The sequence below is a fragment of the Rhodoflexus sp. genome, from assembly GCF_053489755.1.
Genome location: NZ_JBRCHD010000001.1, coordinates 1 through 13,267 on the forward strand (window position 1 = coordinate 1; position 13,267 = coordinate 13,267).

The 13,267-nt window shown below is 46.7% G+C and carries 9 protein-coding genes, 1 tRNA gene and 1 pseudogene; 6 read left to right on the forward strand and 5 right to left on the reverse strand.

Annotated features, from left to right (window positions below):
• Positions 1-1,604: FAD-binding oxidoreductase (locus ACWIP2_RS00005; protein ID WP_448517829.1), on the reverse strand; the 1,604-nt coding region annotated here is incomplete at its 3' end.
• Positions 1,605-1,888: 284 nt separating this feature from the next.
• Here ACWIP2_RS00005 and dnaG point away from each other — a divergent pair.
• Complete coding sequence (gene dnaG, locus ACWIP2_RS00010) at positions 1,889-3,931, forward strand: DNA primase (protein WP_448517830.1); 2,043 nt, start codon at positions 1,889-1,891, stop codon at positions 3,929-3,931.
• 37 nt (positions 3,932-3,968) lie between these two features.
• On the opposite strand, the gene accC is transcribed toward dnaG, so the two are convergent.
• Entirely contained in the window at positions 3,969-5,480 is a 1,512-nt protein-coding gene (accC, locus tag ACWIP2_RS00015; RefSeq protein WP_448517831.1) for an acetyl-CoA carboxylase biotin carboxylase subunit, read from the reverse strand.
• Positions 5,481-5,586: 106 nt separating this feature from the next.
• Here accC and ACWIP2_RS00020 point away from each other — a divergent pair.
• The 4 genes and pseudogenes from ACWIP2_RS00020 to ACWIP2_RS00035 all read left to right on the forward strand — a co-directional run bounded on the left by ACWIP2_RS00020 (position 5,587) and on the right by ACWIP2_RS00035 (position 8,198).
• Positions 5,587-5,670 (forward strand) — tRNA-Leu (locus ACWIP2_RS00020).
• A gap of 339 nt (positions 5,671-6,009) precedes the next feature.
• Positions 6,010-6,522 (forward strand): annotated as a pseudogene (locus ACWIP2_RS00025) (ABC transporter ATP-binding protein).
• Positions 6,447-6,767 (forward strand): ABC transporter permease, encoded by a 321-nt coding sequence (locus tag ACWIP2_RS00030; protein WP_448517832.1) that lies wholly within the window; start codon positions 6,447-6,449, stop codon positions 6,765-6,767. Before ACWIP2_RS00025 ends, ACWIP2_RS00030 begins: the two are co-directional and overlap by 76 nt.
• A gap of 81 nt (positions 6,768-6,848) precedes the next feature.
• Entirely contained in the window at positions 6,849-8,198 is a 1,350-nt protein-coding gene (locus ACWIP2_RS00035) for a saccharopine dehydrogenase C-terminal domain-containing protein (protein ID WP_448517833.1), read from the forward strand.
• A gap of 97 nt (positions 8,199-8,295) precedes the next feature.
• Here the strand turns inward: ACWIP2_RS00035 and ACWIP2_RS00040 are convergent, their stop codons facing one another.
• The 3 genes from ACWIP2_RS00040 to ACWIP2_RS00050 all read right to left on the reverse strand — a co-directional run bounded on the left by ACWIP2_RS00040 (position 8,296) and on the right by ACWIP2_RS00050 (position 11,960).
• A complete protein-coding gene (locus tag ACWIP2_RS00040) occupies positions 8,296-9,030 on the reverse strand; it encodes a 3-keto-disaccharide hydrolase (RefSeq protein WP_448517861.1) in 735 nt (244 codons plus the stop codon).
• 47 nt (positions 9,031-9,077) lie between these two features.
• Positions 9,078-11,255, reverse strand: a complete 2,178-nt coding sequence (locus ACWIP2_RS00045) for a S9 family peptidase (RefSeq protein WP_448517834.1) — start codon at positions 11,253-11,255, stop codon at positions 9,078-9,080.
• 141 nt (positions 11,256-11,396) lie between these two features.
• Positions 11,397-11,960: a hypothetical protein gene (locus ACWIP2_RS00050; RefSeq protein ID WP_448517835.1), complete on the reverse strand. Its 564-nt coding sequence runs from the start codon at positions 11,958-11,960 to the stop codon at positions 11,397-11,399.
• Between the two features lie 164 nt (positions 11,961-12,124).
• Between ACWIP2_RS00050 and ACWIP2_RS00055 the strand changes: the two genes are divergently transcribed.
• Entirely contained in the window at positions 12,125-13,261 is a 1,137-nt protein-coding gene (locus ACWIP2_RS00055; protein ID WP_448517836.1) for an NAD(P)/FAD-dependent oxidoreductase, read from the forward strand.
• Positions 13,262-13,267: the final 6 nt, after the last annotated feature.

A 13,267-nucleotide genomic window follows, 5' to 3' on the forward strand; every position in this document is an offset into this window, starting at 1 on the left:
ATGCCTCTGGGATCCCACGTTTGCTTGATTTGTCGGAACATTTCGTAGCAGCGTTCCCCGACCATCTGGGCGATGAACTCGCCGCGCAGCCTGCCGTCGCCGTGTTCGCCGGAAAGCGAGCCGTTGTATTTTTTGACTAATGTGGCGATTTCCTGTGCAATAATTTTAAATAAGTGATTACCTTCTTCGGTTTTTAGGTTAATTATTGGGCGCAGGTGCAATTCGCCTGAGCCTGCATGTGCATAATGCACGCTATATAGGTTATATTTATTCAGAATCGCATTAAATTCACGGATATAGGCAGGTAAATCGTTTACAGCAACAGCAGTATCTTCAATTACAGCAACCGCTTTTTCATCGCCGGGAATGTTGGCGAGCAAGCCCAGCCCTGCTTTGCGCAGCGCCCAAACTTTTTTGACATCTGCACCGCTGACAATGGGATAATGGTAACCTAAGCCGTGTTCTTGTAATTCAGTGATTAAATTATTGGCAGCCTCAAAGACTTCTTCGGCAGTGTCTTTTGAAAATTCCACCACCAGAATTGCTTGCGGGTCTCCTTTTACAAAAAAGCGATTTTGTCGTTGTTCAATGTTGGTTTTGGTACATTCCAGCACGTAATGATCCATCAGTTCGCTGGCGCTTGGGCGATGCTTCACAGCGATGATGTTCGCCCGCAGCGACTCGTCAATGCTGTGGCAATGCACGCAAACCAGCCCGACTTTTTCGGGCGGGCGCGGCACGGTATTGAGCTTAATTTCCGTAATCAGCGCCAGCGTGCCTTCTGAACCTGCAATAAGTTTGCAGAAATTGAACGGCGGCGGGGCTGCCGCCTTCTGCTGATACGGTCCGAAGGTGCGGTATTCCTCTGCCGTGCTGAAAGGTTCGGTTTCCAGCAGCAAATCGAGTGCGTAGCCCGTATTGCGCCGCTCGATAATTGCTTTAGGGAAATTGTCGCGTATCTCTTTTTGGTTGTCAGGGTTGGATAATAAGTCCCTGATTTGCCGATAAATAGCCGCTTCTAAAGGACTGGCGACGTTGTCGTCGTTACACTTGGCTTGAAACTCGTTGAGGCTTAATTCTTTGAAAACCGCCTCGCTGCCGTCCGCAAGTAAAGCCTTGATTTCCAAGACATGCTCGCGTGTGCTGCCATAGACAATGGAATTAGAACCGCAGGAATTATTGCCTACCATCCCGCCAATCATGGCGCGGTTGGCGGTGGAAGTTTCAGGTCCAAAAAAAAGTCCGTAGGGCTTTAGCGCCATGTTTAACTCGTCGCGCACTACGCCGGGCTGTACGCGAACCCATCTTTCCGTTGGATTAATCTCCAATATTTGGTTAAAATATTTGGAAATATCTACTACAATGCCGCTGCCAACCACTTGTCCGGCCAAAGACGTTCCCGCCGTTCGGGGAATTAACGAGGTGTTAAATTCATTGGCAAAGCGAATTAATTTTTTTAAATCTTCGGTGTTTTTAGGAATAGCTACTGCCAAAGGCATCTCGCGATAAACGGAAGCGTCGGTCGCATAGAGTATGCGCGTTGCGCGATCAGTCAATAAATTTCCCTGCAACTGCTTTCCCAACCGCTCGAGGGCATTGATCATGTCTATAGGTGTGTTAGTAACTAAATTTATAGCCTTGAAATTAGCGCTTTTTTCGTAGTTTTAGAATTGTCTTAAGTAGTTTGGCAAAATGCAAATAATATGTAGCAGCCTCTGAGGTGTGTAAGTAGCTGCCAATCAGCAAGTAATATCAAAGTATCCGCAGGGTACGACACATTTTAATTTGATCTAATGATTGAGCGTTGTGCCTCAATTGTATCTTGCCTCGCTGGGGCGCATTGTATCATTGGGTAGAACTCGGAAGAAATCCGGATATTAGAGGGAGTATGCGTATTTCTGAACAAACCATTCGCCGCATTAAGGAAACGGCTGCTATTGAGGACGTAGTAGGCGATTTTGTTTCGCTGAAACGCAAAGGTGCGAACCTGTGGGCCTGTTGTCCTTTCCATGACGAAAAAACGCCGTCTTTTTCGGTAGCGCCTGCCAAAGGAATTTACAAATGTTTTGGCTGTGGGGCCGCTGGCGACTCGGTCAAGTTTGTAATGGACATAGAAGGTTTGAGCTATCCCGAAGCACTGCGCTACTTGGCAAAGAAGTACAACATTGAAATTGAAGAAGAACACCTGCCAAACGAGGCTTACGAAGAAGTCAAGACACAGCGGGAGTCTATGCTCATTGTGCTTGGATTTGCCAATAATTTTTTCAGAACACAACTTATGCAGTCGCAGGAAGGTCAATCTCTCGGCCTGAGTTATTTAAAAGAGCGTGGTATCAACTTAAAGAGTATCGAGACTTTTGAACTGGGCTACAGCCTCAACGACTGGCATGCGCTGGAACAGGCAGCTACCAAGCAGCAATATAGCACCGAATTATTGGAAAAAACAGGTTTGGTAGTCGTGAAGGAAAGCGAAGGGAAGATACAGCGCTACGATCGTTTTCGCGGGCGCGTGATGTTCCCTATCCACGATTTAGCGGGTAAAGTGATTGCCTTTGGAGCGCGCACCCTCAAAGCCGATGACAAACCTAAGTACCTCAATTCGCCTGAAATTGAGGGAGTTTACTTGAAAAGTGAAGTGCTATATGGCATTTTTCAAGCCAAGCAAGCCATCCGGCAAGCCGATAATTGCTACCTGACAGAGGGCTATATGGATGTGATCGCCATGCACCAGGTGGGCATTGCTAACGTGGTGGCTTCTTCGGGAACCTCGCTCACAGAGGGACAAATCAAGCTCATCAAGCGCTTTACCGACAATGTAACTGTACTTTACGACGGCGATGCGGCAGGGATCAAAGCATCGCTGCGAGGGATTGATATGCTACTGGAGCAGGGCATGAACGTGCGGGCAGTCGTATTTCCCGCAGGCGACGACCCGGATAGTTTCATCAAGAAGCAGGGTAGCGCAGCCTTCAGCCATTTCCTCAACGAAAAAGCAACTGACTTTATTCGCTTCAAAGTACAGACCCTGATTGCAGATGCTGCCGATGAACCTATCAAAAAAGCAGAAGCAATTCGCGAAATTGTCAATAGTATTGCCAAAGTGCCTGATGCGATCAAGCGGGAAATGTTTGTGAAGCAGTGCGCTACTTTGTTGCAGGTCAGTGAGGAGGTACTGGTAGCCGAACTTGGGCAAACGCTTTGGAAAAACGCACAGCAGCGCCAACGGGAGCGCGAGCAACAACAGCAAAAAGCACCTTACGAACCGCCACATCCGGCAGATGATCGTTTGCCTCCCCTACCCGATGAGCCTTATGAAGATTATCGCACGAGCGATCAGCTACCGGACGAGTTTGTTACAGGAACTCCGATCTTCCAGCATAGTATTTCTACTATTGTCAACCGGCACGAGCAGGAAAGTATTCGCCTATTGCTCAACTATGGTCAATATTTTTTGGAAGAAGACCTCAAATTATGGCAATATCTTTTACACGAAATTGATGATATAGAATTTCATACGCCGCTGTATCGTCGTGCGTTGGAAATGTACAAGGATGCTACTTTACAAGGCGAAGAGCCTGACGTACAATACTTTATCAGGTATGGCCCACCCGATATTGTGGAGATGGTGGCAAGTATTACCGAAGAGCGGCACGAGATCAGTCCCAACTGGGAACTAATGCACGACATCTACGTTCCTAAAGAAACAGACAAATTGCCCGTAGCAGTCTATGAAAACATCCTGCGATTGAAAAAAGAATTTATAGAAAAGTTAGAATTAGAAACTCTTGCCGAAATCAAACGCGCTGAAAAGGCAAATGACGAGGCTGAAGTAATCCTTAAACTGCACTCCTACAGCCAATTAGCAAAACAGCGCGTTGAAATTGCGAAGGAATTGGGCAACGTCGTATCTACGCGACGCTCGATGGGTTAATGTACAGGGTTTTCACCCCAAAAATTTTTGCGTATGACTACAACTTCGCGCGGCGCTTCCATGCCGACTTGCCCGCAACCGCTAATTGCGGCACAGTTCGTCCTACTACGGCAGGTTTATTTTCACTTTGCTCCAGCAGAAGGGCAGCCAAGGCCACAGCTATTTGTTCTTCCTTAGCCTTGTGGACGCTTTGCAATACTTCCGGCCTGAAGTATTTTTCTACAAACTTGGTGTCAAACTGTCCGCTAATGAATGCCTCGTGGTTGAGTACATAGCTACAAAAGCCTAAGGTTGTTTGAATGCCTGTAATCTGGTACTCTTCGATGGCGCGTAGCATCTTGGCGATAGCTTTGCTGCGATCTTCCGCATGAACGATCAGCTTGGCAATCATCGGATCGTAGTAAATAGGAATGTCCATGCCCTGTTCAAAACCGTCATCTACTCGAATACCCGGGCCTTGCGGGCGCACGTAGGTGTGTAATTTGCCAATATCGGGCAGGAAGTTATTAGCAGGATCTTCTGCACACACGCGGACTTCGATCGCATGGCCTTTGATTTGGAGATCTTCCTGACGGATTTCCAGCGGATGACCTTCGGCAACGAGGATCTGTTGGCGCACCAAATCCACACCCGTAATCATCTCTGTTACAGGATGTTCTACCTGCAAACGCGTATTCATTTCAAGGAAGTAAAATTCCAATTTATCATTGACGATGAACTCGACCGTTCCTGCGCCGTAGTAGTTACATGCACGGGCTACATCTACCGCACATTTGCCCATTGCTGCCCGAATTTCGGGAGTCAGCACGGCAGAAGGCGCTTCTTCGATCACTTTCTGGTGGCGACGCTGAATGGAGCATTCGCGTTCGAAGAGGTGGATTACATGACCGTGTTTATCGCCCAATACCTGAATTTCGATATGGCGCGGCGCAGTTACAAACTTCTCAATGAAAACAGCCCCATCGCCAAAAGCTGCCTGTGCCTCGCTGATGGCGCGGTTCATTTGCTCTTCGAACTCTTCCTCGTTATGCACCAGACGCATCCCTTTGCCGCCGCCGCCTGCGCTGGCTTTGATCAGGACAGGGTAGCCGATTGCTGCGGCGCGTTGCTTAGCTGCAGAAATATCGCTAATAGCTTCTTCTGTACCCGGTACCAGCGGAATATTGTACCGTTTGGCAGCCAGTTTAGCTGAGAGTTTACTGCCCATCATCTCGATAGATTCGGGCGAGGGCCCAATGAAAATCAGACCTGCCTCGCTCACTTTGCGCGAAAAAGCAGCATTCTCCGATAGGAAACCATAGCCCGGATGAATAGCATCTACATTGAGTTGCAAACTGATTTCGATGAGTTTATCCATCAACAAATAAGACTGGGCCGAAGGCGGCGGGCCAATGCAAACCGCCTCATCGGCAAAGCGCACATGCAGCGCATTGCGATCGGCTTCACTGTAAACAGCAACGGTTTGAATGCCCATTTCGCGTGCCGTGCGCATCACGCGCAAAGCGATTTCACCGCGATTAGCTACCAGTATCTTGTGTATTTTACGCATATCAGTCAGGAATGTGAGCAAATCTAAAAGCAATTAAGCGCAAAAAAAAATTTGTAGGACGCACTTGTATTAACCAAAATTTAACTTTTCCTTTGTGCCACTGTTCGCCCAGGTGGCGGAATCGGTAGACGCGCTGGTCTCAAACACCAGTGGTAGCAATACCGTGCCGGTTCGACCCCGGCCCTGGGTACTTCTTAGAGGCTGTCCAAAAAGTAACACAGACTTTAGTCTGTTATTTTTTTGGTTACCTGATAATCAAATAGTTACAGACTGAAGTTTGTGCTACATCCTTCCTTTTTGGACGGCCTATTTTTGTTGTTCTATAATGTACGCACAGGTGTTCATCTATGAATTTGCGCAGATAAAGTAGCTGTTAAAGTGCTATTTATCAACGCCTTATCGCTTTTGGTACTGCATTTGGCAGTTAGTATTTAAATCTACGTCAAAAAGCGCCTGTGCTACGATCCAACTCAACAACATCCACAAATACTACTCGGTAGGCAACAGCCGCCTGCATGTCCTGAAAGGTCTGGAAGCTATTATTGAAGAAGGCGAACTTGTATCCATCATGGGTTCTTCGGGTTCTGGCAAGTCCACGCTGCTTAATATTCTGGGGATTCTGGATGATTACGACACAGGCGAATATTACCTGAACAATACGCTGATAAAAAACTTGCCAGCAACTAAAGCCGCTTATTATCGCAATTGCTTCATCGGCTTTGTCTTTCAGTCCTTTAACTTGCTGAACTTCAAAAATGCGATGGAAAATGCAGCATTGCCGCTGTACTAGCAGCAGGTAAGCCACAAAGAGCGCAACAAAAAGGCATTGGAATACTTAGACATGGTCGGTTTGCGCGATTGGGCAGAGCACAGCCCCAACGAGATGTCGGGTGGTCAGCGGCAGCGCGTTGCTATTGCCCGCGCCCTGATTAGCCAACCTAAAATCATCCTCGCCGATGGCTCATCGTGGTTCGGAAACGCACCAAAGAAATCGGCATCCGCAAGGCGTCGGGCGCTACTTCATGGAGCATCGTCAGCCTGATTGTGCAGGAATCTATCGCGATTACTGCTGTAGCGGGCTATGTCGGCCTGATGTGCGGCATTGGCTTAATTGAACTGATTAACTTTCTATTCAAGAAATTTGAAGCCGAAGGCGAATTTTTTGCCAATCCTGAGGTGAACATGACTGTTGCATTGTCAGCATTGGCAATGTTGGTTATTTCGGGGCTTTGGCAGGTATTATTCCTGCCGCCAAAGCAGCGGCCGTTAATCCGGTTGTTGCCTTGAAAGACGAGTAGCGCTATTTGTACAAACTCTCATCAGGAAAATTTATCTTTGCATGAAGATAGATTTTTTCTTTTTCCTACCATGAAACATATCCTTTTGCTGGGCGCAGGCCGTTCTTCCGATGTCTTGATTAATTATTTATTGCGACTCTGCCAAAGCGAGGGCTACAGGCTCACTGTCGCAGATGCTATTCAGGAAACAGCTCATGCCAAAATTATTGCCAATGGTGGCGATAATACCTCCGCAAAAGCGATCTCGTTGGACGGGAATAATCAGGAGCAATGCCGGAGCATCGTACAGGATGCAAACGTTGTCATCTCGCTCTTACCTCCTACGGCACATATGACGGTTGCCAAAGTCTGTGTAGCGTTTGGCATACCGCTCCTAACGGCTTCCTATGTATCGCCTGAAATGCGGGAGCTGCATGAAGAGGCACAGGCAAAAGGCATTCTGCTGCTCAATGAAATGGGCTTTGATCCGGGCATTGATCACATGTCCGCCATGCAAATCATAGACAGACTCCATCGGGAAGATGCCGTTATTACCAGTTTCCGCTCCTATGCAGGGGGGCTGGTAGCACCCGAGTACGACAACAACCCATGGCACTATAAATTCACATGGAATCCACGCAATGTGGTGCTGGCAGGTAAAGGAACGGCCAAATATATGATCAACGGGCAGCCGAAATATGTTCCTTATCACCGTCTTTTCAGCCATACGGAAGATGTGTATGTAGAAGGACTAGGCGACTACGAAGGATACCCCAACCGTGATTCTATTATCTACCGCGAGCTTTATGGTCTGCGACAAATTCCGACCATTCTGCGCGGAACTTTGCGTAAAAAAGGTTATTGCGCCGCTTGGAATACTTTTGTACAACTTGGAATGACAGATGATGAAATTATTATTGACAACTCTGCCACAACTACCTATCGCGAGTTTACCAATATGTTCCTGCAATATAGCCGCACCTATCTAGTAGAAGAAAAACTCGCTAAAATGATGAACGTAGCGCCTAAGTCAGAACTGATTGAAAAAATTCAATGGCTCGGACTGTTCAGTCATAATAAAATAGGACTGGAAAAAGCTACCCCAGCTCAAATCCTGCAACACCTGCTGGAGAAAAAATGGAAGTTAGCAGAAGGCGATCGGGATATGATCATTTTGCAGCACGCCTTCGAGTACCACAAGGCAGAGGGCAACTTTGAACTCGTATCTAATTTGGTAGTATTTGGCGACGATAGCCACCATACTGCTATGGCAAAAACAGTAGGTTTGCCACTAGGTATTGCTACAAAACTTTTATTGGCAAATAAGATACGACTCACAGGCGTACAAATACCCGTAATGGAAGAGATTTATAAGCCTGTATTGACAGAACTATCACAAATGGGCATCAGTTTCTGCGAAAGAGAACGCCTAATAGAATAAAAAGTATGGATCGCTCGGATACAGGCGGACACACAGATAGTGAAAATCTGTGCTATCCGCCTGTATCAACGTTCCAAAAATTGGGAATACTTATTTGTTACATTTCCCGAATCCAGATGTTGCGGAAACTTACTGGGTTACTGTGGTCTTGCAGGCGGATCGGCCCCTTGCCGTGCGCAATATACTTAGGCGCACCGATATACTCGGTCGTTCCATGAATTTCTACATGATTCTGCACTACTACTCCGTTGTGAATTACTGTAATGTAAGCAGGGCGCTCCAACGAGCCATTTTGGCGGAATCGCGGAGCGGTGTAAATAATATCGTAGGTATTCCAATCACCAGGCTTTGAGGTAGCGTTTACCAAAGGAATGCTTTGCTTATAGATACTGGCTGCCTGCCCGTTGGAATAAGTGCGGTTCTCGTAGGAGTTCAGAATCTGCACCTCATAGCGGTCTTGCATAAACACGCCGCTGTTGCCTTTGTCTTGTCCTTTGCGGTTAGGCTCGTCGGGCGAGCGCCACTCTAAATGCAGTTGAAAGTCGCCAAAGGTGCGCTTCGTTAGTAGATCGCCCGTAGAGGGTACAATAGTCATTACTCCGTCTTTTACCTCCCACTTAGGCGCAGCGCCGTCTTTAGCGCTTACCCACTCGTTAAGGTTGGTGCCATCGAACAATATGATGGCATCTGAAGGAGCTTTGCCCATACCCGGCGCAGTTACTACTTTGGGTTCAGGCTCCCAAACCTCAGTTTCTTCAGGCTTAGGCTTTTCTTGTGCGCTTGCCGCTGCCGCTATCAGCAGAGTCAAGCTCCATAATGCAAGTTTTTTCATCATTGGATTTTATTTGTTTGTGCCAATCAATATAAGTAAAAATCGCATTACAGATTCTTAAGCACAAAGTCAGTCATCATCTGGTACAAGTGGATGCGGGTGATGCCGCCGTAGATGCCGTGATTGCGGTCAGGATAGTAGAACGAATCAAACTGTTTATTAGCGGCGATTAGCGCGTTTTGGAGCGCAACAGCATTCTGAAAATGAACATTGTCGTCGCCCGTGCCGTGTACGAGGAGTAGCTTGCCTTTCAACTTATTGGCATGAGTAACAGGCGAATAGTCGTCATAACCACTCGGATTGTCCTGCGGGCGTTGCAGGAAGCGCTCGGTGTAGATCGTGTCGTAAAACCGCCAGTTGGTCACGGGCGCAACAGCAATAGCTGCTTTAAACACATCGTTGCCCAGCAGCAGGCACAGGGAACTCATATAGCCGCCATAGCTCCACCCCCAGATACCAATGCGCTCTTTGTCCACATAAGGCAGGCTGCCTAAATATTTTGCCGCTTCGATCTGGTCTGCAACTTCGTATTTGCCTAAATTAGCGTAAGTTATTTTTTTGAAGGCTTCACCGCGAGCGCCTGTTCCGCGATTATCCACACAGGCAACCAAATAACCGTTCTGAGCCAGCATGTTGTGCCACAGGTCATTAGTTCCGTTCGCATAAGTGTTCAACACCTGCTGCGAGCCGGGGCCGCCGTACACGTGCATCAACACGGGATAGCGCTTTGTTGCATCAAAATCAGGCGGTTTGATAAAATAGCCGTTCAACACTGTTCCATCTGCCGTTTTGAAGGTGAAAAACTCCTTTTGCGAGAGTCTGAAATCGGCGGCAGCCTTTTGTAGTTCGGTATTCTCTTCTAATACTTTCACCAATTTATTGCCATTGACTTGATAGAGTTTTACATTGGGCGCAACCTGATTGCTTGTGTTGTAGCAGAAATAGTACTTGAAGTCGTGGCTCAGGTTGATCCGGTTAGAACCTGCCGATGCGGTCAGTCGCTGCTTGTTTTTGCCGTCCAATCCGATGCGGTAAAAGTGGCGCTCCAAAGGCGAAACTTCCGTAGAAGTGTAATAGATCACAGGAACTTTTGCCGTTTCGTCAATGCCGAGAAATTTATCTACTTCCCAGTCGCCTTGCGTCAGCGGACGCACGAGTTTGCCATCGTTGTTGTACAAGTACAAATGTTTATAGCCGCTCTGTTCGCTTGCCCAGATGAATTGTTTACCATTTTTCAGGTAAACCATCATGTCAAAGTTTTCAGCTTCCAGATAGGTTTTACTATTTTCTTCGAGGATAACTCGCGTAGCACCTGTAGTTACATCGGCATAAAGCAGCTCCATTTTATTTTGCAGGCGATTCATGCGCAACACGGCAAGTGTATTAGGAATGCTCGTCCATTGGATGCGAGGCACGTAAATATCCGTTTCTTCACCTATATTGACAGCCGTAGTTGCACCCGATGCAAGATCGTACACAGAAACACTGACAATCGAGTTACTTTCGCCCGCCTTAGGATACTTAAACCGGTAGTCAGTAGGATAAAGCGCATTAGTCAGCCACATCTGCATATTAAACTCAGGCACGTTGCTTTCATTAAAGCTGATGAAAGCGATCTTGCTACCATCCGGCGACCACTCAAATGCTTTTGCCATGCTGAATTCTTCCTCATATACCCAGTCTGCACTGCCGTGAATCAATTCGTTGAATTTACCTGTAGTGGTAACCGCTGTCTCTTTTCCCGATGCTAAATCTTTGAAAAACAGATTATTGTTGCGCGTGAAAGCTACTTTGCTGCCATCGGGCGAGAATGTAGCATACGACTGCTTGCCCCCTGTAGAAAGTTGCGCCAACGATTTGGCAGCAAGGTCATACACATAAAACTCTGCTTTGTACGAGCGGCGATAAATTGGCTCAAAGTCGGTTGTGAGTAATAGTTTACGCTCATCGGCGCTGAATTCATAATTATCGTAAGAGATATTTAAACTGTTACCTGCCAGGATAGTTTCTACGGGCTGACCGGTAGTTACATCGTAGCGGATAATGTCGTTGTCTTTGCGGGCAGTGTAATACCTGCCATCCTTCATCCAGTTCACGTTATCTACCGAACGGGCGCGCAGCGAAGCATTTCGATAGATATCATCAACGGACAATTTTTTTTGAGCTGAGGCATGGAAAGCAGCTAAACACAGCAGCAATCCCCACATCCATGTATTTTTTTTCATTTCCGAAGTATTTTGTTGTATTGATTTTACGGGTCATAAAGATAGCCCACCCCAAAGAAAAAAACCTTTGAGCAAAGCCCAAAGGTTTTAGCGTAAGGTTTATGGTATAACGTAAGTTCTATCTTGCAAGGTCTTGATCTATTAATGTCGCGCATTCGATAGGCTACTCTTCACCTGCCTGATTTTATTTTCTTTCAACATTTTGATTTGCGCTTCTTGTTCTTCAATCCACTTAATCCGGCTGTAGTCGCCATTTGGATAGCGCTTTTCATAAGGGATATACGTAACGCCAAGCTCTTTGAAAATATCGCGGTACATATCTTCCAGTATCACAAAGTTTTCATGGACATTACTCCGCAGTTCGTTGAGTCCTTTGTGTTCCTCACGGATCATGCCTTCCATGTCTGCGATTGCTCTGGGTAGGTCAGAGGAGGCCGGTAGTTTAGCAGCAGAAACAGTTGATGTATTAGCTGAGGCAGAAGTAATAATAGCCTCTTTGTCGGCAATATCTTGTAAAAGTAGCTGATGTTTCCATTCTAGTATCTGCTGCTGCTCGGTCTGGCTCATCAGAACCCATTTTTTGCCGTAATAGTTGCACCATGTTTCCAAGTCATCGGGATTTTGACGGACTTTTGTCCATTGTGCAGGCTTTTTGAGCGGATCGTCTATAAATTGCGCTTGTGCTGCAGAAAAATAACAAGACAAAACACAAAGCAAAACAACTTTGATTACAACACGGTAGCAGTTAGTCATAAGGGATAAACTTTAAAATGTTTGTACATCTTACTAACGTTAAAAGTAGCGCTTTTGTATATTAGCTTTTCTGCAATCTTGTGAGTAATATTACTTAGATAAATTTTATTCGCTGAATGTACGATTTTGTAATTATCGGAGGTGGGCTTGCCGGACTTATCAATGCTATTTTGCTCGGAAAAGCAGGTCTAAAGGTTGCTTTGCTCGAAAAAAACAGCTATCCTTTGCACAGGGTCTGCGGCGAATATGTTTCCAACGAAACTTTGCCCCTCCTCGAAAGTATCGGCATAGATCCTTTTGCATGGGGTGCTGTCCCAATCAGCCGCCTGCAAATAAGTTCTCCCGCCGGAAAATGGCTTGAGATACCTTTGGAAAGCGGAGGATTTGGCATCAGCCGCTTTCTGCTGGATGCTAAACTGGCGGAAATAGCCACTGCAAACGGGGTAGAAATCGTAGAGCGCTGTTCGGTGGAACAGATCGAACGAATTGGCAAACAGCAATTCGTAGCTGTTAACAACCGCGGGCAACGATGGCAGGCACGATGGGCGATTGCTGCACACGGCAAGCGCTCGAACATAGACAGACAACTCAAGCGCCATTTCTTTACTCAACGCTCGCCTTATGTTGGTGTAAAATACCATGTAAAAATTGCACATAATCAAGATTTGATTGCATTGCATAATTTCAAAGATGGTTATTGCGGCATTTCGCGAATTGAGGACGACAAGTGCTGCCTGTGCTACTTAGTAGCACGTGATCAAATCAGAAAATATGGTACAATCGTACAACTAGAGCGGCAAAACTTACATCAGAATCCATTTTTGAAAGAAATTTTTTTACGGGCAGAAATGCTCTACGATGCCCCCAAAGTGATCAATGAGGTCTCTTTTGCGCCTAAAACGTTGGTAGAAAACGGTATTTTGCTTTGTGGCGACGCGGCAGGCATGATTACTCCACTATGCGGCAATGGCATGGCAATGGCTATCCACAGCGGCGCTTTGTTAGCTGACCTGCTCTTGCAATGCGAAAGTGGCAGCCTCAGCACCGACGAACTTTATAGCCAATACCAAAAACAGTGGAGGCAACTCTTTGCAAGAAGGCTATGGGCAGGGCGACAGATCCAGCGTTTCTTTGGCTCGCCCCTGCTTACAGAAATGCTTGTAAGCAGTTTTCGCGCGATGCCTGCTGCGGCCGCACTACTGATTCGCCAAACACATGGCGCACCTTTGCAACTGCAATCGCAACTGGTATGATTTTTT

What these genes read in the sequence shown, in the direction of transcription:
- dnaG (WP_448517830.1), top strand. Translation starts at nt 1,889, where the DNA reads ATGCGTATTTCTGAACAAACCATTCGCCGCATTAAGGAAACGGCTGCT.
- accC (WP_448517831.1), bottom strand. Translation starts at nt 5,480, where the DNA reads ATGCGTAAAATACACAAGATACTGGTAGCTAATCGCGGTGAAATCGCT.
- ACWIP2_RS00035 (WP_448517833.1), top strand. Translation starts at nt 6,849, where the DNA reads ATGAAACATATCCTTTTGCTGGGCGCAGGCCGTTCTTCCGATGTCTTG.
- ACWIP2_RS00040 (WP_448517861.1), bottom strand. Translation starts at nt 9,030, where the DNA reads ATGAAAAAACTTGCATTATGGAGCTTGACTCTGCTGATAGCGGCAGCG.
- ACWIP2_RS00045 (WP_448517834.1), bottom strand. Translation starts at nt 11,255, where the DNA reads ATGAAAAAAAATACATGGATGTGGGGATTGCTGCTGTGTTTAGCTGCT.
- ACWIP2_RS00055 (WP_448517836.1), top strand. Translation starts at nt 12,125, where the DNA reads ATGTACGATTTTGTAATTATCGGAGGTGGGCTTGCCGGACTTATCAAT.